The sequence below is a fragment of the Enterococcus wangshanyuanii genome (genome assembly GCF_002197645.1).
Lineage (GTDB): Bacteria > Bacillota > Bacilli > Lactobacillales > Enterococcaceae > Enterococcus_L > Enterococcus_L wangshanyuanii.
The window spans coordinates 2,838,932-2,861,424 of the sequence record NZ_CP021874.1; the positions used below are offsets into that span (position 1 = coordinate 2,838,932).

The 22,493-nt window shown below is 38.2% G+C and carries 21 protein-coding genes and 1 pseudogene; 19 read left to right on the forward strand and 3 right to left on the reverse strand.

The annotated features are described in order from the left end of the window. Positions 1-255: 255 nt before the first annotated feature. The 7 genes from CC204_RS14175 (at position 256) to CC204_RS14205 (ending at position 8,894) form a co-directional block, all read left to right on the forward strand. Complete coding sequence (locus CC204_RS14175) at positions 256-945, forward strand: winged helix-turn-helix domain-containing protein (RefSeq protein WP_157894302.1); 690 nt, start codon at positions 256-258, stop codon at positions 943-945. Positions 946-1,127: 182 nt separating this feature from the next. Further along, the gene (locus tag CC204_RS14180; RefSeq protein ID WP_088270760.1) at positions 1,128-1,409 is read left to right on the forward strand and encodes an LPXTG cell wall anchor domain-containing protein; all 282 of its coding nucleotides are present in this window, start codon (positions 1,128-1,130) and stop codon (positions 1,407-1,409) included. After that, entirely contained in the window at positions 1,406-2,248 is an 843-nt protein-coding gene (locus tag CC204_RS14185) for a WxL domain-containing protein (protein ID WP_088270761.1), read from the forward strand. Before CC204_RS14180 ends, CC204_RS14185 begins: the two co-directional genes overlap by 4 nt. A 59-nt stretch (positions 2,249-2,307) precedes the next feature. Beyond that, on the forward strand, positions 2,308-3,117 hold the full coding sequence (locus tag CC204_RS14190) for a WxL domain-containing protein (RefSeq protein WP_088270762.1): 810 nt from the start codon (positions 2,308-2,310) through the stop codon (positions 3,115-3,117). A gap of 139 nt (positions 3,118-3,256) precedes the next feature. Then, a complete protein-coding gene (locus CC204_RS14195) occupies positions 3,257-4,438 on the forward strand; it encodes a WxLIP family cell surface protein (RefSeq protein WP_088270763.1) in 1,182 nt (393 codons plus the stop codon). Further along, complete coding sequence (locus CC204_RS14200) at positions 4,350-4,982, forward strand: hypothetical protein (RefSeq protein WP_088270764.1); 633 nt, start codon at positions 4,350-4,352, stop codon at positions 4,980-4,982. The genes CC204_RS14195 and CC204_RS14200 overlap by 89 nt, the downstream gene beginning before the upstream one ends. Before the next feature lie 81 nt (positions 4,983-5,063). Beyond that, a complete protein-coding gene (locus tag CC204_RS14205; protein ID WP_088270765.1) occupies positions 5,064-8,894 on the forward strand; it encodes a SpaA isopeptide-forming pilin-related protein in 3,831 nt (1,276 codons plus the stop codon). An 84-nt stretch (positions 8,895-8,978) separates the two neighbouring features. Here CC204_RS14205 and CC204_RS14210 read toward each other — a convergent pair whose 3' ends face one another. Together CC204_RS14210 and CC204_RS14215 are read right to left on the reverse strand one after the other, a co-directional pair. After that, positions 8,979-9,143, reverse strand: a complete 165-nt coding sequence (locus CC204_RS14210) for a beta-class phenol-soluble modulin (protein WP_120308911.1) — start codon at positions 9,141-9,143, stop codon at positions 8,979-8,981. Between the two features lie 243 nt (positions 9,144-9,386). After that, positions 9,387-9,596 carry a helix-turn-helix transcriptional regulator gene (locus CC204_RS14215; protein WP_088270767.1) on the reverse strand — a complete coding sequence of 70 codons (210 nt, stop codon included), beginning with the start codon at positions 9,594-9,596 and terminating at the stop codon, positions 9,387-9,389. A 394-nt stretch (positions 9,597-9,990) separates the two neighbouring features. Here CC204_RS14215 and CC204_RS14220 point away from each other — a divergent pair, with 394 nt between their 5' ends. From CC204_RS14220 to CC204_RS14245, 6 genes are all read left to right on the forward strand, one after another. Next, positions 9,991-10,788: a TIGR00282 family metallophosphoesterase gene (locus CC204_RS14220; RefSeq protein ID WP_088270768.1), complete on the forward strand. Its 798-nt coding sequence runs from the start codon at positions 9,991-9,993 to the stop codon at positions 10,786-10,788. Between the two features lie 164 nt (positions 10,789-10,952). Then, a complete protein-coding gene (locus CC204_RS14225) occupies positions 10,953-12,461 on the forward strand; it encodes a helix-turn-helix domain-containing protein (RefSeq protein ID WP_088270769.1) in 1,509 nt (502 codons plus the stop codon). A gap of 199 nt (positions 12,462-12,660) precedes the next feature. Beyond that, a complete protein-coding gene (locus CC204_RS14230) occupies positions 12,661-15,066 on the forward strand; it encodes a MucBP domain-containing protein (RefSeq protein WP_088270770.1) in 2,406 nt (801 codons plus the stop codon). Positions 15,067-15,079: 13 nt separating this feature from the next. Further along, positions 15,080-15,346, forward strand: coding sequence for a hypothetical protein (locus tag CC204_RS14235; protein WP_157894303.1), 267 nt, complete (start codon positions 15,080-15,082; stop codon positions 15,344-15,346). Next, positions 15,347-15,931, forward strand: a complete 585-nt coding sequence (locus CC204_RS14240) for a WxL domain-containing protein (protein WP_088270772.1) — start codon at positions 15,347-15,349, stop codon at positions 15,929-15,931. Positions 15,932-16,044: 113 nt separating this feature from the next. Next, positions 16,045-17,097, forward strand: coding sequence for a WxLIP family cell surface protein (locus CC204_RS14245; protein ID WP_088270773.1), 1,053 nt, complete (start codon positions 16,045-16,047; stop codon positions 17,095-17,097). Positions 17,098-17,158: 61 nt separating this feature from the next. Here the strand turns inward: CC204_RS14245 and CC204_RS14250 are convergent, their stop codons facing one another. Then, on the reverse strand, positions 17,159-17,884 hold the full coding sequence (locus CC204_RS14250) for a sulfite exporter TauE/SafE family protein (RefSeq protein ID WP_229677508.1): 726 nt from the start codon (positions 17,882-17,884) through the stop codon (positions 17,159-17,161). Between the two features lie 218 nt (positions 17,885-18,102). On the opposite strand from CC204_RS14250, the pseudogene CC204_RS14255 reads away from it, so the two are divergent. The 6 genes and pseudogenes from CC204_RS14255 (at position 18,103) to CC204_RS14285 (ending at position 22,435) form a co-directional block, all read left to right on the forward strand. After that, a pseudogene (locus tag CC204_RS14255) lies at positions 18,103-18,906 on the forward strand (PTS mannose/fructose/sorbose/N-acetylgalactosamine transporter subunit IIC). Further along, entirely contained in the window at positions 18,899-19,717 is an 819-nt protein-coding gene (locus CC204_RS14265) for a PTS system mannose/fructose/sorbose family transporter subunit IID (protein WP_088270777.1), read from the forward strand. The pseudogene CC204_RS14255 and the gene CC204_RS14265 overlap by 8 nt, the downstream one beginning before the upstream one ends. Before the next feature lie 30 nt (positions 19,718-19,747). After that, entirely contained in the window at positions 19,748-20,224 is a 477-nt protein-coding gene (locus CC204_RS14270; RefSeq protein ID WP_088270778.1) for a PTS sugar transporter subunit IIB, read from the forward strand. Between the two features lie 16 nt (positions 20,225-20,240). Continuing rightward, positions 20,241-21,092 carry a MurR/RpiR family transcriptional regulator gene (locus CC204_RS14275; RefSeq protein WP_088270779.1) on the forward strand — a complete coding sequence of 284 codons (852 nt, stop codon included), beginning with the start codon at positions 20,241-20,243 and terminating at the stop codon, positions 21,090-21,092. A gap of 11 nt (positions 21,093-21,103) precedes the next feature. After that, positions 21,104-21,994: an N-acetylmuramic acid 6-phosphate etherase gene (gene murQ / locus CC204_RS14280; RefSeq protein ID WP_162288358.1), complete on the forward strand. Its 891-nt coding sequence runs from the start codon at positions 21,104-21,106 to the stop codon at positions 21,992-21,994. 21 nt (positions 21,995-22,015) lie between these two features. Then, positions 22,016-22,435 carry a PTS sugar transporter subunit IIA gene (locus CC204_RS14285; RefSeq protein WP_088270781.1) on the forward strand — a complete coding sequence of 140 codons (420 nt, stop codon included), beginning with the start codon at positions 22,016-22,018 and terminating at the stop codon, positions 22,433-22,435. Positions 22,436-22,493 lie beyond the last annotated feature (58 nt).

The following is a 22,493-nucleotide window of genomic DNA, read 5'->3' on the forward strand; positions in this document are numbered from 1 at the left end:
ATATAATACACTTTTTGATAGGAAGCATCTAGATTAAATAGCAATTTTTTTCTTTGTTTTTTTAAAAGTTCGAAAAAATCGCGGAAATTTATGAAAAGAAGGGAAAAAAGTAAACGAACGATTATTGTTTTTTGCTTGGATTTGAAAGAATATTAGTAAGGTAAAAGATAAATAAATATCATTTGTTTTTGATATGTAACGAAAATGAATCGATATATATTTGATTTTAAAAGAGAAAAAACAGGAGAAGAAGCTATGAAGGTTGGAATATTGGATACTGAGAAAACAATCAGTAGGGAATTTATTGCGGGACACACGTACACGCACTTCCTCGAAGGGAAAGAGGTGGTGAAGGAAACAGATTTAAAAGGGTTAGACGCATTGCTCATTTGCAAAAATCAACAGTTTGGTTTACGTGAGATTTGTGAATGGGTCATCAAAATAAAAACACATGACTCTGTCCCTATTTGGATAGCCACCAATGAACAGCATTTGGGAGAAAAGAATATTTACCTGCAATTAGGTGTTTGCGGCATATTCGAAAAAGATTATACGATTGAAGAAATAGATCTTTCGATCGGTAATAGCTTGCAGGCGATGAAAAATCACGGAGAAACACAAACAACAACATATTCAGGGAGTTCTTTTACATTGGATCCATTAAGATTGGCGCTGTCGATTGGCAAGAACAATGTACCACTAACTAGATTAGAGTACTGTTTATTAGAAGTTCTTTATGAAAACAAGGGAGAAGTTTGTACATATAAAATGCTCGCGGAAGCTTTGTTAGGCAAGGAATCCCAAACGAATGTCGATTTGGCGCAAAGTAGAATCGCGAATATTGTTTGTAAGGTACGCGCAAAAATCTCTCATGTCAATCGAGGGGAGCTTGAGCTGATCAAAACAGTTCGATCAAGAGGCTATATGTTGACTTTATCTGCATGACACAAAAAGTGTCGATCATGGAGAGGGGGTGAGATATTTAGTTGGGGTTTGATCATAAAAGAGAATTCCTTTTTAAAGTAAACAGCTGTCGAATGGAAAAAGAATCTCAGCTATAACAGTCGATAAAAACAGAGTATCTTCAATAGAGAAGATCACTCAGGTAAAGCAGAGGGGAGGCAACGATGAGAAAATTGATTTGGTCTGGTATTTGTATAATGTTCTTATTTACACCATTTTTTGGAACAATTGCGCAAGCCTCTGGAAAGACACCAGCTGATGTTACTTTTACACAGGGAGAAAAGCCTAAAATTCCGATTGTTGATAACATTATCAGCGGAGAGAAAAAAGGGATTCTTCCACACACTGGAGAACAGCTAAGTTTATATTTACTAGTCATAGGGGTTTGTCTTTTAATTTTTATTATCTATTTAAAAAAACACACACGAAAGAAGGAACAAAAATGAAAAACAAAGTAATCACAAGTTTATTATTGAGCGGCTTAATTTTAAGCTATCCAGCGACAGGAGTTCACGCTGAAGAAAGCTCGGCAAAAACAAAAGCAGAAACAGAATTTACAGCAGGGGATCGTCCAGATCCGTCCAAACCAGAAGAAGGTCCGAATGATCCCAATCCACTTGATCCAGACCCAGACCCAGAAGATCCCTCTAAACCCAAACCATTACCAGAAGTAAGCAATGTTTATGTGACACATTTACCAAATATTTCGTTTGGATCAAATAAAACTAATTTACAAACAACTGAATATGAGGCATTAACAGAAAAACGTACTAAAAACCAAGGTGCAGAAACATTTTATATGCCGCATTCTGTACAGGTCGCAGATTTATCAGGGAATAGTGCGACAAAATGGAAACTAAGTGTACAGCAAGATGCCGTGTTCAAAACAAAAGACAGCACACCGCAAACATTAACAAATACTCGGATTCGTGTGTATGGTAATACGTTGACCAGCACTGCCTATGCAGCAAGTGATTTAACAGATAAAGTGGTCGGTACAGCCTTAGATCAGACAGATGGGTTTGGCTCATTTTCTACGATCCCAGTCGCTGGCGACAGTCAAGGTGATTTAGTTGTTTTAGAAAACAAGACAGAAGGATTCACTTTGAATTCTTATACATCTTCTGTTTTTGCTAATAGCTATTTAGAAGCAGATTACGATGCAACAAAAACACCAAATGCAGAACGCTATGAAGGCGTAAAACTGAATGTTCCTGCAAGTGACCAATCACAAGCAAAAGCTTACTCTGCCGATTTGACTTGGACCTTGACAGTAGAGCCATAAAAGAACTTGAGCGTATTTCCTTAAAATATAGAATAATCGAAAGACGAGGAGTAGAAAAAATGAAAGCAAATAAAGTAATCGGATTAAGTTTATTAGCAACGGGCATGTTGGGTTTTTCAGTACCGGCATTTGCTGAAACTGGTGCAGTACAAACTGATGGAAAGGCCTCGTTCGTTCCACAATCTGGCGATATCAATACGATCAAACCAGGAACAGATGAAAAAATCGATATGGTCGATGGCAATAATGAACGTGTAACGGTAGAAAATGTTCAGTTGATGCACGTACCAGATTTTGATTTTGGCAATAATGAAACAAGTGTGGACACAAAAAATTATGATGCCATTTATGAGCATTATCAAAAATCAGGAGACAGCACAAAATATGCTATCCCGCACTTTGTTCAAGTTGGGGATGTTTCAGGTGCACAAGGAACTGCCTGGACGGTAACAGTAGAACAAGACTCACTATTCAAAGAAACAGGCGGACATTCACTGAAAGCCTCTAGAATCAATATTTATAATCAAGTACTGACGAATAATGTACAGTCTACAGTTGCTGACGTGGTGACAGGACTAACGATTACAAGTGATTCGTCGGTACAAATTCCTGTAAAAGGAGTGGACACTACAGGAAGTATCGCAGTGTTGACATCAAAAGCTGGTAAAACAGACCAAACAACGACAAACGGAACCATCAGTTCGGTTGTTTTCCAAAAGGATTATGATGAATCAAACTACGGAAAGTCTGACTCGCCAGCATTAACCGATAAAAACGCAGATGTGAAACTGAACGTTCCACAAAGCGATGGGGTACAAGCAAAATCTTATGGTGCTAAATTAAACTGGACTTTAACCGTAGGACCATAACATATATCTAGTTTTTGATTGAGGTCGGAAATGGCTAGCCGTAATTAAAAATGGTTTCAGTTAAATGAAACAACGGAAGAAAACAAAAAGAGAGCGATTGTTTTTTTCCGACTTCAATTTTGTTAGAAAGGAAAAAATTATGAGAGTACAAAACCAACGAACACACTTGAAATGGCAAGTGTTGTCTTTTTTAAGCCTGATCTTTCTATTATCATTTTCTCCAGTCTATGGAGCTGAGGTACCAATCTCTGTTAAAGCAATTTTACCCGATAATCAAATCGCAAAAGATGCAGGGTACTATGATTTGAAGGTCAAACCAGGAGAAAAACAAGAGCTTTCTTTTCAGCTATATAATCAAGGGGAGCAGGATGCAACAGTTAACATCGATATCAATCCGGCCTACACGGGAGATGGCGGTTCATTTGTCTACACTGAAGATGAGACGAATAAAGACTCGTCTTTAAAATTTCCATTATCCAGTATTGCAACATCTGAACAAACAGTCAGCATTCCCGCCAAAGGAACCACAACCACAAAAGTTAAATTGGAAATTCCGGAAGAACCCTTTGAAGGATTGATTCTTGGCGCGATTCGTGTCACTAGCGCGGAGACGAAAGAGCAGGGAACAGAGGAGACAAAACAAGGGTTTAATATCTCGAATAATTTTGCCTATTCTGTCGCAATTCAGTTACGGGAATCAGATGAGCTGCCTAAATCAGATCTGGTGCTCAAAAAAGTTTTTGCTTCCCAAGTTGCCGGACGCAACACAGTTAAGATCAACGTGCAAAATCCCACGCCAACGATCATCGATAAGGTTTCTTATGAAGCCTCTGTCAGTAAAAAAGGAGATAGTACGCCTTTACATGAAACAAAGGTGAAAGGCTATCGCGTTGCGCCGAATACAAATTATAATATCCCGATCAGTTGGGAAAATCAGCCCTTTGCGGCTGGCACATATCTCGCGAAAGTAAAAGCCAAATCCGAGGAAACAGGTCAAGAATGGACCTTCGATCAAGAATTTGTGATCAGCGCCAAAGAAGCGAAAGAGTTGAATGAACAAGCGGTCGATCTAGAAAAAGATTACCTGATATATGTAATAATCGGTGCGGCAGCTTTTCTATTAGTGGTGATTATTTTGATCATTGTTTTGGTCATACTCTCGAAAAAGAAGAAAAAACGGAAAGAAGCAGCAAGACGAGCACGGCAAAAAAAGCGAAAAAAAGGAAAAGAACATGACAAACGACCAACAACTGACAAACGAAAACAACGACCAGCAACTGGAGGCACTTCCGCAAAATCAGGAAGAGTTAAGCGAAAATAAGCAACGGCCGCTAGCCTTTTACGTGATTTTTTGTCTGCTGATTCTAGTGCTGCTTGCAGGTGGGATAGCTGGATATGTATGTTATCCGTTTGTCCAAAAAATCGAAGGGCGTTGGCTATCAGCTGATGACTCATTAGAGTTGACTAGTGATGGTCATTCCTGGGAGCTGGCGATTCCAAATTATCAGCAAACAAATGGACTGACTTTGATTTATACAGGCAAATGGAAAGCAGCAGGCGTCAATACCTACGATGGTCACCAAGTGAAACTACTAACCAAAATAAAAAAAGCGGACTTTTCCACAGAGGAAATCAGTAAACTGGAAAAAAAATCAGAGCTGTACACCATTTATCAACAGTCTGACCAAGAGCTGATATTACAATATACAAAAAAAGGAATCAAGCAAATTCAGTCACTTCCTGATTTAAATAAAATCATGCATTTAACGCTGGAAAACCTTCATTGGGATAAAAAACAAGAGAAGCTTTACTTGAACAGCAGCTATTTTTCCAATGATCGGATTGAATTTATGTATGTAAAATGAAAATAAACAAGGGTTGTTGTTATTTATCGAACGAAATGAGAGGAGTGAATCATTGGAATAGCGAGTATTTCAATACTTAATATGAAAAACAAAAAGTATATTCTCTCTTTGATGATTTTAGGGGTCGGCATACTACTGAGCGCCATTTTAGTGACCTCTTTAAGCGCAAAAAACAAACTACAAGCACAAGAAATAACTGCGACACGAGCAATTACAGATAACATTTTTCAAAATGTTAAAATCATCATTCCCGCAGAAAAAAACCGAGTGTTGGAACAAGAAGATTATCTAAAAAATAACTCAGAAGTAAAAGTGACGATGAATTTCAAATTTACCAACAAGGACTATAAAGTTGGTGATACATTTGAGACAATATTGCCGCAGGGATTTACTTATTCATCGGTTATTGAAGGTGGATTAAGTGATACGGCGGTATACAAGATCGATCCAACGACCAGAAAATTGACCTTGACGATGGTCAAAGACGTACAGTCAGCTGAATATAATTTAGATTTGGTGACACGGATCAATTTTGATACCTCGCTAAATTCAAAACAAGAGATGCCATTTGACACACAAACACCAACGAATTATATTTTTCATCTTTATGTGAAAGATACCGGCAACTACGTATATGGTAAGACATTCGATAAAGAAGACAACGAGGTCAGCCTGATGCCTGACTGGGGCGGTAAATTTGCTGAAGCGAATGTCAATTATATGCATGTTGATTTATCCAAAAATATGCTTCAGGTAGAATGGGGTCAAAAATTGCTCCCAAGTTACTGGACAGATGGTTATGTCAATGCGACACATGATCTTGATTCTTATAAATTCTATACGTATGAAACAACGATCGATGGGGATCGGATCGGCGAGAAAAAGGAACTAAAGATCGGTGAAGATTTTACTATTGTTCCTAAAGCAGCTGGTTCTGCTCAGTTGAAGTTCAATGAACGTTTTCATGAAGCATTAGAAGTATCTGGCGGCGAAGTAACTTTTGACTATACGGGCTTCAATCCAATCTCAAACGGAAAAACAGGTTCTATTTCAATGGGCATCTCTTTTTGGATCTATCAAGGTGAATCAACAGAGAGTTTTATTTCCCTTAGTAGATTTTATTTAAGCTTTAGAGTCGTTGAATTAGGCTATTTAGGTTTAGGAACGATCATCTATGACACCAACGTCAAGGATAACGAACGAATCGTTAAAACACCGATCTATATCAATGGTACCAATCAACCGTTGAAAAAAGGGGACAGCTTTACCTTAACGAATGAGGGGGATCCGGCGTTAGTAGCGATCGACACCAAGTTAGCTCAGGAGTATAAGGTAACGTTCAATGCGAATGGGTCGATCGTTGAAGGGACTAAAAGGGCCATTAGTAACTGGGAAATCACTAGTGATGCCTTTGGGCAAGTCACGTTGACGTATTTAGGTGAAGATACAACAGACACATTTGGATTAGATATTTATGCGGGGATGGACGAAACAGTAACGAATCCGTATAATAGTCGCTTTGTTCTTTCAGGCAATGGTTATCAAACTAGTGGAGGAACAACATTTAAAGGCCAAGCCAATAATGTAAAAACAGGAACCTTCAATACAGATAAAAGTGTGATCAATTGGACTGCAACCGTCAATTCGCTTTATCAAGAAGTCACTAAAATCACAGATTCTTTTGGAAATGGCGTTAAAGCTGGAACACTAAACAATTTGAAGATCACCTCTGTTCCCTTTGGAAAAAGTGTGACACAAAAAGAGCTGGTCGAAGGAACAGATTATGAGTTAGTGACGAAACCAGATTCTTTTGAAATCAACTTTTTGAAAACGATCAAAGAAAAATTGACGATCACCTATAATACAGAAGTCGATTTACTGACGGTAGATCAAAAGTATTCACGTGCAGCGAATACGATCACACCAAAGCTTAAATTTGCTTCTTCAGATGAAAAAGAGTTTCCCACATTAGGCTATGCTTATGTACCAAGCTACCTTATTACAAACACCCCATTTTTGCTTAGTAAAAATAGCTCAAACTCAACGACGGAGCTCTTAAAAGAACAACCAGTAAATCAAGTGAAACTATTGATCAATCCTGGCGGAGCTACTGTATCTAATAATGAGATAGTAGCCAATTTTAAAAGCTTAGATGTAAGTATTTTAGATGAGAAATTCTCGGTCAATACTGTGAAGCAATTTTCTACTACTGACTATAATAGCTTGCTACTGGGCGAAGAGCTTTCTTCTGACGATGAAGAGTATCCAGAGTTAAAAATAGAGGACGGCCAACTAGTTATAAAAAATAAAAAATTGACGAAACCAATCATCGTTAGTTTTACTCTCGCAAAAAATAACTACTATAATGTTGCTGGTGATGCTGTAAAACTTACCCAAACAAATGAAAATACCGATCCTGTCAATCAAACATCATGGCTGTATTTCAATAACCGACTGCCGGCTAGCTTCACATTCGCTACGAGTCAAACTTATGCAAATATTGCAGAGGCAACATTGACGATCAAAAAAAATAATGGCTTTGCTTTGATAAAAGGAACACGAGTTTCAATTGCCTCAATGGTGCCGGCAAATGAAATGAGGGAATTGCCGAGTCTGAGAGAAGTCACTGATGGAGATGGCAATCCTCTACCAGCATCGACAGTTTCAATAGGCGGAGGCGGTTATTCTAATTGGTATGTAAACATCAACGATGATCAACTCAAAAATGGCTTGATCGTAAAAACGACATGGAGTTTTAATACGAGCGGAACCAAAAGCTATTCTGGTGGTGGGGCTACACATCCATTTACGAACTATAATAATTATGTTACGACACAAAGTTATATGTCAAACTACTGGTCAGGAAAATTCGATATCGATAACTCTGGTGCTGGCGGCGGTGGCAATCTGATTTTGAAGGATATGACGATCAATACAGTTGATTCTGTCACGAACAAACCGGTCGCGGGTGCCACCTATGAAGTCATCGACAAGAATGGCAAGCTTGTAGATACGGTTACGACTAACGCTAATGGCCAAATCGTCTTAAAAGACTATGTAGTAACGAATTATACATTAAAAGAAATCAAGGCGCCGGATGGATACTTGTCAAATGAAGAATACAGTGATCCAGGGAAAGAGATCGTGTTATCGCCGACACAAGACAACAAATTAACGATTTCCTATGTCAAAGAAGGGAAAATCGTGGTTCATTTTGCGTATCAGGATGGGACAGATATTGAAACAGTCGCACCGATAACGATTACAGGTGGCAATGGTTCAACGCTCAATCTAAAAGAACAAAAAGAAGTGAAAGACCAGCTGGCAAAAATGAACACTGAAAGCGCAGATTACCGCTATTTGAATTTTGATCAAGGAAAAGTCACAGGCACAGAAGAAGCAGCTGTATTTCCATATGACAGTGAAGCGGTCTACTATAAATATGAAGGACTGCTGACTTTGACAGTTCCTGATTTATTGACTTTTGAAACGGGGTTTGTTTCACCGTTTGAACAGGTGCTTGCCTATGATAGTGTGGATGATTTTGAAGTAGCGTTAAGAGATAATCGACAAATCACAAGTAGTGGATCGACTAGTCCAGCGAAGACCAGAGGAAATATTCGATTGAACGCTTTTTTATCGAAAGAATTTACGACTGCTGGAAATAAAGTGTTGAAGGATGCACGCTTGATCTATCAAAATGGTACGAACAATATCCTATTGAACGGCACCGGCGGCGAGTTGGTAAATAATCAACAGGACACTAACGATAAAGCGAAAAAAGAGTTCAATTTTATCTTAGATACTGCAGGAAATAAAAATCAAGGCTTTAAGCTAGAAGTTCCGGCGAAAGGAACGCTGGCAGAAGAATATACAGGTGAGGTGACCTGGGAAATTATTCAAGAGCCATAGATTTGATCCAAAACAGCATAGAAAAATAGAGACGAAGCATCGACAGATGGTTTCGCCTCTATTTTTGGTACCCTACATTAGTGCTTAAGCCAACCCTAACATCCGTAGCAAGGTATAAGCCAATTCAAACGTAATGCCAAGCGCATTTTGAACGATATCAACAATGCTCAAACCTAAATGCATCCAATCACCAGAAATCGCACTTTGAACAACTGCACGAATCGAGTCGAATAATCCCTGTAATGCCATTGTATCTCCTCCCTTCATAAACAGTATATAGAGAGGACTTTTTGTTATACATCTGTTTTTTGTAAGAAGTAGATAGAAATGAGATGAAAAATTGACAAAGCGATGTAATAATCGAATGAATTTAGTAAATGCCCAATACAAAACTAGAAAATTGTTTTGTACTGGACATTTACTTTGAAGCAATTGAAGTAAAAATAGACTGTCTCTTGAACCTAAGCGAGGTTCGTCTCATGTCTATTCCCTTTAGGATTGTGTAAAAATTTCGCTGACTTCTCTATTTAGAAAACTGGCGATACTAAACGCTAAAGAATCAGAAGGTTTATATCTACCCTTTTCAATACTCTGAATCGTTTGGATCGAAACATTGACTTTATCTGCAAGTTCTTCTTGCGTGATATCATAGGCACTGCGGATTTCTTGTAATTTGTTTAAGTTTTTACTGTTTTTTCTCATGGGTTCTCCCTCTTTTTTAAGTATAAATAGAAAATGCATTACTCATGATTGTAATAGAAATAGACATAAAATCAGCAATGTTGATTAAGCGGCTCCTTTGCTTAAAAATAGGAGACTGTCTTCATATACATATCAAAGTATACCAAATATCTTCCCTTTTATTATAATATCAAATATTCAAAATATTACAAATAGTTTATCAAGAGTTTTTATTAAAAAACAAAAAGTATTTGTCTCTTTATTTTTAGTTTTTGATTTTCATAAGGCGAGTCAGCTTTTCAAGAAGAAGGCTGTCCGCTGGAACACCTAGACGGAAATAGTGAATAAATCCTTTTATTCCAATATAAAAACCTCTATAATGGACATAGAAATCAAAAGAGAAGAGGAAATTTTTTTGCGTATATTATTTATAGGCGACGTTGTTGGTTCAATGGGACGAGACGCAATCAGCACCTATTTACCTAAACTAAAGAAAAAGTACCGCCCGCAGGTAACGATTGCGAATGGAGAAAATGCAGCATCTGGTCGAGGGATCACTGGGAAAATTTATAAAAAACTTTTACAAGATGGCGTGGATGTAGTTACTTTAGGGAACCACACATGGGATAATAAAGATATTTTTGAATTTATCGATGACGCGAAAAAAATGATCCGTCCGGCAAATTTCCCAGAAGGGACTCCAGGTCAGGGGATGGTTTTCGTAAAAGTCAACCAGCTTGAGCTGGCAGTGATCAATATGCAGGCTCGAGTATTTATGGCAGATATTGATGATCCGTTCCGTAAAGCAGAAGAATTAGTTGCTGAAGCACGCAAAAGAACTCCATTGATTTTTGTTGATTTTCATGGCGAAACAACCAGTGAAAAACAAGCGATGAGCTGGTTTTTAGACGGGAAAGTCAGTGCAGTGGTAGGGACACATACACATGTCCAAACAAATGATGCTCGGATTCTGCCAGCTGGCACGGCCTTTTTAAGTGATGTTGGTATGACTGGCCCATATGATGGTATTTTAGGGATGAAGCGCGGACCGGTCATCGAGAAATTCTTAACGGCATTACCAAAACGATTTGAGGTCGTTGAAGAAGGGCGAAGTATCCTATCTGCATGTATCATTGATATTGACGACCAAACGGGACAAGCGAAAAAGATCGAGCCGATTCAGATCAGTGAAGATCGTCCGTTTGAAGAATAATTAAATAAGATAAAGCTGAGCGACCGTTACTTAAACATAACTAGGAGGGTCGTTTTTTTGTCTGTTCTTCCTTGAGCGTTTTTGCACAAGAGTAATGCAAAGTATTCTATAATAATGAAGAAGCGTTTAAGTAAAGCAAAATAGGCGATCATAAGGAGACTACGATGCGAAATTCTTTCATGGGAAAAAAAGAGCGGATGAAGTTCGAATTATTTAAAGCAATTGTTTTCGCAAAAAATGGACTAAGCTTTAATGAATTGCTGGAAACCTATCATCTGACAAAGAGTACTCTTAGTCGTTATATACACGATTTAGCAGTAGAAGTAGAAACAGTATTTGAGGATAACGTACACTTGATTCAAAATAGTCAAACAGGTATGTATCAGATTCACACGGAGAAAATGTTTAGTATAGGCTATTTGATCGATTATATCCATCTGTTTTATGTTCAAAAGAGCGGAATATTTTTTCTATTGGATACCTTGCTGAAAAAAAATTACCCATCGATCGATGCAATGGCGCTAGATATGCATATGAGTAGCTCATCAGTGTATAAGCAACTGCGAGTATTAAAGGAGATGCTGATTCCTTTTGGTGGGAAAATTTCTTTTGAAGAAGTGTCTAGTCCATTAATAGGAAATGAGATCGGCGTGCGACTATTTAGTTTTTATTCCTACTGGTCCGTCTTTAAATCGACAACGTTTGATAATAAAAATTATCCGGAAGCATGGTTAGAAATCAAAGACTTTGAACATTATTTTGACCATGCAGACTCCTTATCAGAATCTCAGCAGGCAAAATTACGATTTATCCAATTGATCACCCTGAGGAGGACTCTTTGGCAAAAGAATTATGTTGCTCTTTCGGAAGATTTTTTAGCAGATATTGCTTATTTTGATAATAAAGAGCTGGAAATAGTGCCCGTGTTGAAACAACACGTCTCAAAAAAACAATACCAACAAGAGCGGGCATTACTGCTATTTGCAACTAGAGGCTTGATCTACAATTTAGATTCGCAAGAAACAAGAAAGAAAATCGTTGAAGACTATCAACAGTCATCACTTGAAGTTGCTAGACATACCACGAATTTGATGGAGGAAATAAGAATAGAATTTGATTTAAACTATTCAGAGGAAAGCTATACGATATTTTATTTCTATTTACTTATGTTGCTTATTTATATCAAACATATCACGATTGATATTTCTGGTTATTATCGAAATGATCTTTCCTTTCATTCTATGATCGACTATGATGAGACAAATGTGGAGACGTTCCAGAAAATCACTACGATCATTCAGCGTCAAGATTTTTATCCAAAGATCAAAAAACAAGCACTCAATGGTGTATTGTCGATTCTGACCCTGACACTTTATTCAGGGATTTACTTAAACAAAAAAGCTGGCAGTTTATTGATTTGTGTGATTTTTAATAATAATTTGATTTTAGCTGAAGGAATCAAAAAAATTATTTTAGATGTTTACAATCATGATCGGATCATATTTACTAGTGATGTACTGGCAGCAGATTTAGTTATTTCAGATTCTTATGAAAACATTGATCCCCAAACAGAGCACTTTTACTTTGATGAACAGCTAAATCCAGAGCAATGGGGAAAAATGATCGACATGATCAACCAGATTTTTTATAAAGAGTTATTCCTAAGCTTATAATTTATCGAAAAAAACATACTAGAATCAGGGGATAAAGCAGAGAATACTGCTTTTTAGTCCAGATTCTAGTATGTTTTTTTGAAAATGAAACAAACTGTTTCGAAAATGTACAGTCACTTTCTGAAAAAAAATGTATTATTTCATATAGAATAGAAGTTTGTGTTTTTATACATATTATTAGAGATAGCAGAGGTGTATGATGAGGAAAATCAGAGTGAACATTTTCTTTTTGGCGTTCGTTATACTAGGTCATTTGATTTGGGCAGATCCTATTTTCGCCGCGACAGCTGCACCGCCTTCTGGCTACCCTTTAGGCATCTCGACTAAGACGAATTTGACTGCTGGAGGAACTTTATATTTTAATACGGATCAACTTCAGGAAAAGCAGATAGTGGGGCAGTTTCTCGCTAGAAATGTGACTTCAACAGGTTCCTCTGGTTTAGCTAAGAGTGCCTTTCAAAACTACCAGAATGCGCAAAATAACTGGACGTTAGATCAATTGGACCCAGCAGTTGTTTCTGAGAAAATCAGCGGCGAGGATTTGATTCGCTGGTATGCCAATGACAATAGCTTTAGATATACCAATAAAGAGCAGTTACATTATTACATAGAGGAGGCGCCAACAGAAAATGAATTAACGGAAGCATTAAAATATTATCCTGATCTTAAGCAAAATTTTTCTGAACGACTCTATCAAGATTCGGTGCAAACTTTTCCTTCATTTGTTGATAATGGCGTTTCCAATTTTTCACAAATAGCTGAAAATATCCAATCAGTCAGTGACTATTATGCAGAGCTAACTGATTCGAATCAAAGAATGGTATTCAATTCAGCAGTTCAGACAGCAGAAATCAATACAGAGCGAAAAGTCGTTAATCCAAATGATTGGGGCAGTCAGTCTACGATTCAAATCAATGTTGCTTTGAAAAAAGAAGCAAAAGAACAAGCGGTAATTATTGTCGATGTAGATGGTCAAATCGATCATTTTGAACGTGCGCAGGATATTTCGATCAACTATACGAATTATGATCCAGAAACGATGCTTACGCCATACTTGATTCTTAATTATAAACATTTTCCAACCTTCAATTTTAGCGGCAGTACCTTTTTTCATGCGACCGCTTATCCAAGCTTACCGGGAGACGAAGAGTACAAGTTTGAAGGAAATCAAGGTATCTTTTTTGAAGGCAAATATGCCGATAAAGAAATTCCCTTAGTCAAATCAGACAGCCATACGATTCCAGCAGACTTAAAGGAAAGAACGTATAAAGTAGCGACACATCTTGTTCATAATTTTAATGATGAAGAGCAGGAAATTCAATTTAGAAGTAATGCTTCCTTATTTATCGGTACCGTTTTTGCTCCAAGAGCTTCTGTCTTTCTTGATGATACACAAGGAAAGGTGCTTGGGAGTGTGATTTCAGGGCGTGATATCCATACAAATATGTCGATCAGCGCTGAGGAAAGTGATGCGACGTTTGATTATAATGACTTTCCAGATTTTGGAGATATTGTTGGCGGAGAGGAGCTGGAAGCACCGATCAAAACAGGTAGTCGCTTTGATTATATGGGCTCTGAGAAAAAGCTGTTGTATCGTATTTCGCAAAAAATCCCAGCTTATTCTCAACAAAAACCGATCCAAAATATGGAAATCATCGATCAGCTAGCGCCAGAACTGGTCGTGTCCGTTCAAGATATTGTGATCAAAGATGAGCTGGGCACGAATGTGACAAATCGTTTCACCATAAATAAAAACGAGGCAAATGAACTGAGGATCTCGGCCAATTCCGAGAGCTTAGACGATAGCCGTTTTTATGGGCAGACCTATACTGTTGATTTAATTGGCAGTGTACAAATTGCTCAAGAAATTTTGGCAGATCTTACTAGCGATAAGTTTTTGATTCCGAATACAGCGACAGTTACTTTAAATCAAGAGGAAAAGACGAGCAATGAAGCTTTGCTTGAGGCAGATTTAGTTCAAGGCAAACCAGTGACAGTAAAATACGTAAATGAGGATGGACAGGAAATAGCACCTGAAACAACCATAATTGGTCGAATCGGCAAGAACTATCAGACGAAAGCGGAAAGCATTTCGGGCTATACGCTGATCAGACAACCGGAAAATGATTCAGGAACGATTTCTAACGAAGAACAGACAGTCATTTATCGTTATCAAGGACAGCTTGCTTTTTCTTCTGTTCCAGCACAACTTAGCTTTGGGACTCATGAGCTGTCTGCAGAAAATAAAGAATATGCAATCGAATCAATGGATCAGGATATCATCATAAAGGATACACGAACATTGGGTTCTAATTGGCAGTTACGCGCTACATTAGATAAACCATTGACAGGTGAGCGTACTCAAGCGGTATTGCCAGATGCATTAGTTTACACGGACGGCAGTCAAACACAGACTTTACATGCAAACACGTCTACAGTTATTCATTCGGCGGTGACAACGACGCATGATGAGTGTAATGTCAGTCAAGGATGGACAGCTTCAGAACGTGGCTTGAAGGTCAATGTGAAATCAGGCGAAGCACGGGCTGACCGATATTCAGGAGAAATTCGTTGGGAATTGTATGATGTTGTCGCAAATGAGTAATAGGAGTATTGATGTGAACAGTAGAAAAAAAGGACTTGTCTATCTACTTCTGATAGGAATTTGTTTTAGTCAACAAATGACTACAGTTGATGCATATGCTGCAAAAGGAAAAGCAACAGTGGGCTTTTATGAAGTAGAAAAAGGACAAGCACGTCAAAAATTCCCTCTCACAGGGGAAAAACAATCTACCGTACCGATAGTAAAAACAGGCATATCCATTCTAATCGTAACAATTGGAATGTTTGCATATAGAAATTTAACAAACGAGGAGCGAATTTAGATGAAAGCAAACAAAATTTTTGTAGGAATAGTAACAGTTATGATGGTGTTGAGTACTAGTGTACTTGCCAATGCCGAAGAGGTTGACAATAAAGACTCAAAAAGTGATGTAGGTTTCACAACACCGACACAAGGAGCACTGACTTTAGTCAATGTCGCAGACTTTGATTTTGGTTCTAACCCTATTTCAGCAAAAGATGAAGTCTATAAAAACAAAGCAGAAACAATAACTACAGTACAGGATATTCGCGGAACAGAAGCTGGCTGGACAGTCCAAGTTGCACAAAATGGACAATTTAAAGCGGATGAAAAAGAATTGACGAATGCCCAAATGACATTAAAAACACCTACGATTTCAGCAGATTCATCAAGCTCAGCAACTGCAAAAACAGACGTCGTATTGAACACTGATGGGTCAGGAGCAACGATTTTAGCAGCAGCTGCTGAACAAGGAAACGGTGTGACGATCGAAAGTTTTGCTCAAGATGCGGTGACCTTGGAAGTTCCAGGCAAAACAACGAAAGTAGCAAAACAATATGAAACAACACTGACTTGGACACTTTTAGACCAACCAGAGAATAATTAACCTTTTTTATTTAGAAGCAAAGGCAGCAGATAAAACAGCAGTTTTTGCTTCTATTTTTTACTTGATAACGTGATGACGGCATTATACATAGCAATAAAAATGGAGGAATCAATATGTTGAAAAAAGTACTTAGTATTTTGATGATGGTAATGGGATTTATCTGCATCAGCATTATAGGAACCATGTCGGGATGGGCGCAAGAAGCAGAATATGAAGTAAAGGCTGTACCTTCTTCTGCACAAGTAGATACAACGAAAACATACTTTGACTTACGTTTGAAACCAGAGGAGCAGCATACAGTCACGGTTGCAATAACCAATCGATCTGACAGAGCATTGACGATCGATACAGCAGTCAAAACAGCAACAACGAATACAAATGGTGTCGTAGAATATATCAATAGTGATGAAAATAAGTCTGTAAAGCTGTCATATGATCTAAGTCAGCTTGTTCAGACAGCAACTAAAAAAGTCCCATTAGCTCCACATGAGACAAAAAATGTAGACTATACGATCACGATGCCAAAACAAGCGTTTTCTGGTCTATTATCTGGCGGCATAATCTTTACAAGTGAAGAAAATGCTCATCCGAAAGACTCGAAAGCTGATGTTACGATCAACAATCAATTTGGTTATGTCATTGCATTGGTTTTACATGGGGAAAAGGAAGTTTCTTCTGATTTGCAATTAGCAGGTATTCATTTAGGACAGGTCAATAATCGCAATGTTGTATTTGCTCAATTAGAAAATCCTGAGGCTGCTTATTTGAATCGCTTGAACCTCAGCGCAAAAATCAAAAAGAAAAATACGAATACGGTGCTTTATGAAGCAAGTCAACATGATTTACAGATGGCACCAAATTCACAGTTCAATTATCCGATAAATTTAGAAGAAACAGCGTTTAAAGCTGGCAAATATAGTTTAACGATCCATGCAGAATCTAAAGGCAGAACCTGGGATTTCGAGGAAGACTTTGAAATCAAGGCTAAAGAAGCAAAACAATTGAATAACCAAGCATATATTCATGAAAATACAGTAAATTATTGGTGGTACATTCTTTTAGTGCTCGTGTTACTGCTAGTTACTTTCATTATTTATAGCTATAGAAAAAGACAGAAAAAAATCAAAGCGTTGGAAAATCAGGTAGAAGAATTGAAGAGAAAATAGCATAAAAAAATCCCTTGCTTGAAGAATATGTTTTTTTATTCTCTAAGCGAGGGATTTTTTTCTAGAAACTGGCGTGTACAATCATCCATAAATTATAAGCATTCAATACAATAACGAAAAAAACGACAAGACTGTAAATCTGAGCAACATGTTGCTCGGATATTTTTTTACTTAACAAGCCACCAACATAGCCGCCTAATAGAGCCGCTGGAATAATTGCCCATAACATAGTCAGATCAAAGGAATCAAAACCTGTTGAAAAACCAATGGTTCCTAATTTCGCAAGTTGTGAGAAGAAAATGGTGATGATGGAATAAACCGTAGCAGATTTAATGTTCATGCCGAAAAAGAAAATCAAACAAGCCACGTTGATCGGTCCGCCGCCAATCCCAAGAAAAGTCGATAAAATTCCTAAGAAAAGCCCAACTGAAACAAAAACGAACATGCGTCTAAAATGAAACTGCCAATGAGAAAATCGATTATAAATGAGTACGAGAACTAAGGTGACCAACATGATACTATACTGCATCACTTGAACTTGGCTTTGATCTGAAGCTGCTGCTAAAGCTTGATTGAGCAGCAAATCTCCAATCATTCCGCCAATCAATGATCCTGCTGAAATTCCTGCCGCCTTTTTCCATTGAATTTGAAGGCCATTTTGGTACTGCTTGTAAGTAGAGGAAATAGCCATCGTAAAAACAGCGACACTTGAATAAAAGGCAATGGTATTTAATGAATGGTATCCGAGAAAGTCCAAAGCAGGCTTGATAATCACGCCACCGCCCATACCAGATAAAGCGCCTACTGTATTGGAAAGAAAAATTGTAACGAAGTAAATCAGTAATACCTTCATAAAACCACTCCTGAATCTTTTTATTCTAGTGTATCATAAAAGAAATTCAATTTCATTTAATTTTATTATTAATAATAACTTGAAATATAATTTCTTTCGTGATATCCTACAGGTGTAAAAAGAAAACGTATTCAAGAGGGGAGCAAAAAGCAATGACAGTATCGATCGGTATTATTTTAATTTTATGTCTTTACACAGTTGTCGGTGTTCTTGACCAAATTTCCATTCAAATTGGTCCTTATACACCACTGTTTGCTGCAACATTTACAGGATTAGTTTTAGGGGATGTTCAAACAGGCTTGATGATTGGGGCAACATTACAACTAATGACTCTAGGGGTAGCAACCTATGGCGGAGCAACAGTTCCGGATTTTCTATCAGGAGCGATTATGGGGACGGCTTACGCGATTATTTCCGGTAAAGGGGCTGAATATGGCATTGGTGTTGCTGTACCGATTGGCCTACTATTGACGCAATTAGATATTGTAGGCAGAATGGCCAATACATTTTTCCAACATAAAGCAGATCGTTATGCAGAAGAAGGGAATTACAAAGGAGTAGAACGTTGTAATGTATTAGGGATTTTTCCGTGGACACTTTCTCGTGTGATCCCAGTTTTTATTGGACTGGCTTTTGGAGAACAAGTTGTAAACGCTATTAATAATTGGATTCCAGTTTGAGTAATGAGTGGTTTGAAAGCGGCCGGTGCTATTCTACCTGCGATGGGGATCGCTATTTTGATGCGTTACTTACCGATCAAAACATATTGGCCGTATTTCATTATTGGTTTTGTTCTGTTAGCATACGGTGCGCAATTCTTCTCTGTCTTAGGCGTTGCATTAGTCGGTTTAGCATTGGCAGCAATTTATGTAATGAATCAAAATAAAGGCGGTGCCGCTACAACTAGCGGAGCAGTCGTTTATGAAGACGATGAGGAGGTTGAAATCGATGACTAACAAATTAACAAAAAATGATATCAACAAAGTATATGTCCGCAACCTTTTTGGCTATCAGTGGGGCTGGAACTACGAAAAAATGCAAGGATTAGGTTATTCATGGGTGATGATGCCCGCATTGAAGCGCTTGTACAGTGATGATCCAGAAGCCATGAAAAAAGCCTTGAAAACCCATCTAGGCTTTATGAATACGACACCTGCGATGTCTCATTTGATCGTGGGGGCAGATATGGCTTTAGAAGAAGAAGTCGGAATGAAAGATGAAACAGCGATCACCGGACTGAAAACAGGTCTGATGGGGCCTTTTGCGGGTGTGGGCGATACTATTTTTATCGCTATTTACCGAGCAATCGTTTTTTCAATTGCGGCTTATATGGCGCAAGGCGGTCAAATTGTTGGCTTACTCATCCCGCTGATCGCAGGTGCTGTAGTGTTGTGGGTTCGCTATAAGTTTACTTGGATCGGTTATCATCAAGGAAAGAAAATAGCGACAGAATTCGCTGATAAAATGAAATTATTTACACAAGGCGCTGCTATTTTAGGGTTAACGGTTGTCGGCGGCTTAATTCCGTCCGTTATTACGTATCAGCTGGATTTGACGTATAAAATGGGCGATGTGACATTGTCGGTTCAAGAAATGTTGGATAAAGTTTTACCAGCCTTGATTCCATTAGGGATCGTTCTTTTATCCTATTGGTTATTAGGAAAAAAGAAAATGAATTCCACCCGTTTGATTTTCGTGTTGATTTTTATTGGGATGATTTTAGGCAATTTACAGCCAATGTTGGCTTGGGTTGGCAGTTTATTTTAAAAAAATAGTATATAATAGGAGAGATTTAGTATGACAATTGTACATGCACGAGTAGATGAGCGTTTAATTCACGGACAAGTAGCTACTGTTTGGACCAATACTGTGGGTGCTCAAAGAATCATGGTGGTAAATGACTTAGCGGTCAAAGATCAGCTACAAATCGGTGCTCTAAAAATGGCCAAACCAGCGGGTGTCAAATTATCTATTTTATCTAAACGAAAAGCCATTGAAAAAATTTTAGCAGGAAATTATGAAGATGAGAAAGTATTCTTGATCACCAAAGATATTGCTGATATGGCTGCTTTGATCGACGGTGGCATACCATTGAAAACCTTTAATATCGGCAATATATCACAAAAAGAGGGTAGTAAAGCCATTAAAAAATCTGTTGCATTGACAGAGGAAGATATACAAACGATTCATCGATTAATCAGCCAAGGTGTAACGATCACAGCGCAAATGATTCCATCAGAGCCGGATGAATCAATTTTAACTTTCATAAAATAGAAATGGAGATGAGAAGATGGATCCGATCCGTTCAATCAGACAAAAATATAAGGATTTTTCTAAAGTAAATAAAAGAATAGCAGATTATATATTGAAGGATCCGACCCGTCTTCTCTCATTGACGGCCAATGAAATTGCCGGTAATAGTGAAACATCGCCAGCTTCTGTGACACGTTTTTCGAAACAGCTAGGTTTTGACAGCTGGGAAGAGCTGAAGCTATCGATTGCAGCGAAACAGGCAACAGGGAATGGCAAAAAAGATATTGATCCAATCATAGCAGCAGATGATTCGGTAGATACGATTTGTATGAAGGTAGAGTCGTTATTAAATGCAACGATCGAAGACTTATTTTATACCGTAGATAAACAAGCTTTGCAACGAGCTATTACTCATGTAAAAAAAGCGGAGAAAATCCATTTAGTAGGCATTGGTGCGTCATCGCTTACGACATACAATCTGTATCACAAGTTTAATCGAGCAGGCCGTCAAGCAATTTTTAATTATGATAGTCATATGATGTTAGAGTTTTTAAACTATGCGACTGACCGAGATATTTTGATTGCTGTATCCTATAGTGGATTAACGAAAGAAGCATTGATTGCCAGTGAAATTGCGAAGAAAAAAGGCGCAACAGTCATTTTCATTACCAGTAATGATGGAGAAACAGTCCGCTCATTAAGTGATGAAGTATTGCTTGTTCCTAATAACGAACATCTGATTCGCGTGGGGGCAATCTCTTCGATCGCTTCTTCTATGGCAGTGGGAGATGTCTTGTATCTAGGATCGATCCAAGATGATCTAGACACAGATATTGAGCGAAATATGATCGAGACCAGTGATCTTGTCAGCCGTCTAAAAGAGAAGTAGGGGTGTGCAGTATGAAGTTAGAAGGATTGACAACAGAAGCCAGAAATGAAGCGACAAAAAATATCGATCAACGATCAACGATCGAAATGGTCACGCTGATCAACCAAGAAGATCAAAAAGTTGCTGAAGCGATTCAAAAAGTCTTACCGAAAATTGCTGAAGCGATCGATGCAGCATCAGAACGGTTTAAAAAAGGGGGCCGTTTGATCTATTGTGGTGCAGGAACTTCTGGACGTTTAGGCGCTTTAGATGCAATTGAATTGACACCAACATACAGTGTTCCACCTGAGCGTGCCTTTGGTCTTTTAGCAGGTGGTGAAAAAGCGATGTATCAAGCTATTGAAGGAGCAGAGGACTCAAAGGAATTAGCGATTGAAGATTTGAAAAAGCACCAACTAACAGCACAGGATGTAGTGATTGCGATTGCCGCTAGCGGGCGCACACCATACGCGATTTCAGCGATTGAATACGGGCAAGAAGTTGGCGCATTGACAATTTCTGTGACGTGTAATGATGTAAGTCCGATGAATCAAATAGCAGAAATTGGTATTGCACCGATCGTGGGGCCAGAAGTTATTACAGGCTCAACAAGAATGAAAGCGGGCTCCGCTCAAAAGATGGTCTTAAACATGTTTTCGACAGGTATCATGATCAAAATCGGGAATATCTATCAAAATTTAATGGTGAATGTGCAGCCAACGAATGAAAAATTAGTGCAGCGTGCAGCTAACATCATCAAAGAAGCGGCTGAAATTGATGAAGAACAGGCGAAAGAATATTTACAAGCTGCTCACTTAGAAGTTGCACCAGCGATCGTTATGGCTAAAGCAGCTGTTGATTACCAGCAAGCCAAACAACTATTGGCAGAACATGAAGGACGTATATCAGAAGTTTTAACATAAATGAGGTGAAAAGAGGAAGTTATGAAACCAAAATTGATTTTAATGAGTCATGGAAATATGGCTAAGGAAACATTTGCTTCTACTCAAATGATTGTTGGCGATTTAGTGAATGCTGAAATCGTCTCAATGGAAGCAGACGATGGTCTAAGTAGTACCCAAGCCAAATTACAAGCGATTTTACAAAAAAATGGGGCTGTTCCTACGATCGTTATAGCAGATTTAAAAGGTGGAACGCCTTGCAATGTTGCTATGATGGCGATGGGAACCTATCCTCAATTGCGAGTTGTATCCGGACTTAATTTAGCAATGGTGATTGAAGCGGCTGTTTCCTCATTGGAAAATGTAGATGAATTAGCTGCCTATCTAACAACGATTGGGCAACAAGCGGTTGAAACGATTGACTTACCAGAGTTAGAGGAAGAAGAAGGATTTGAAGAGTAGTTAATAATCATAAAGTTGAGTAACGTTCTGAATCAGGATGCGCTCAACTTTTTTATTT

Coding starts and splice junctions, on each gene's coding strand:
- CC204_RS14245 (WP_088270773.1), top strand. CDS start 16,045: ATGTTGAAAAAAGTACTTAGTATTTTGATGATGGTAATGGGATTTATC.
- CC204_RS14205 (WP_088270765.1), top strand. CDS start 5,064: ATGAAAAACAAAAAGTATATTCTCTCTTTGATGATTTTAGGGGTCGGC.
- CC204_RS14270 (WP_088270778.1), top strand. CDS start 19,748: ATGACAATTGTACATGCACGAGTAGATGAGCGTTTAATTCACGGACAA.
- CC204_RS14250 (WP_229677508.1), bottom strand. CDS start 17,884: ATGGGCGGTGGCGTGATTATCAAGCCTGCTTTGGACTTTCTCGGATAC.
- CC204_RS14180 (WP_088270760.1), top strand. CDS start 1,128: ATGAGAAAATTGATTTGGTCTGGTATTTGTATAATGTTCTTATTTACA.
- CC204_RS14240 (WP_088270772.1), top strand. CDS start 15,347: ATGAAAGCAAACAAAATTTTTGTAGGAATAGTAACAGTTATGATGGTG.
- CC204_RS14225 (WP_088270769.1), top strand. CDS start 10,953: ATGCGAAATTCTTTCATGGGAAAAAAAGAGCGGATGAAGTTCGAATTA.
- CC204_RS14265 (WP_088270777.1), top strand. CDS start 18,899: ATGACTAACAAATTAACAAAAAATGATATCAACAAAGTATATGTCCGC.
- CC204_RS14195 (WP_088270763.1), top strand. CDS start 3,257: ATGAGAGTACAAAACCAACGAACACACTTGAAATGGCAAGTGTTGTCT.
- murQ (WP_162288358.1), top strand. CDS start 21,104: ATGAAGTTAGAAGGATTGACAACAGAAGCCAGAAATGAAGCGACAAAA.
- CC204_RS14185 (WP_088270761.1), top strand. CDS start 1,406: ATGAAAAACAAAGTAATCACAAGTTTATTATTGAGCGGCTTAATTTTA.
- CC204_RS14275 (WP_088270779.1), top strand. CDS start 20,241: ATGGATCCGATCCGTTCAATCAGACAAAAATATAAGGATTTTTCTAAA.
- CC204_RS14230 (WP_088270770.1), top strand. CDS start 12,661: ATGAGGAAAATCAGAGTGAACATTTTCTTTTTGGCGTTCGTTATACTA.
- CC204_RS14215 (WP_088270767.1), bottom strand. CDS start 9,596: ATGAGAAAAAACAGTAAAAACTTAAACAAATTACAAGAAATCCGCAGT.
- CC204_RS14190 (WP_088270762.1), top strand. CDS start 2,308: ATGAAAGCAAATAAAGTAATCGGATTAAGTTTATTAGCAACGGGCATG.
- CC204_RS14285 (WP_088270781.1), top strand. CDS start 22,016: ATGAAACCAAAATTGATTTTAATGAGTCATGGAAATATGGCTAAGGAA.
- CC204_RS14210 (WP_120308911.1), bottom strand. CDS start 9,143: ATGGCATTACAGGGATTATTCGACTCGATTCGTGCAGTTGTTCAAAGT.
- CC204_RS14200 (WP_088270764.1), top strand. CDS start 4,350: ATGACAAACGACCAACAACTGACAAACGAAAACAACGACCAGCAACTG.
- CC204_RS14175 (WP_157894302.1), top strand. CDS start 256: ATGAAGGTTGGAATATTGGATACTGAGAAAACAATCAGTAGGGAATTT.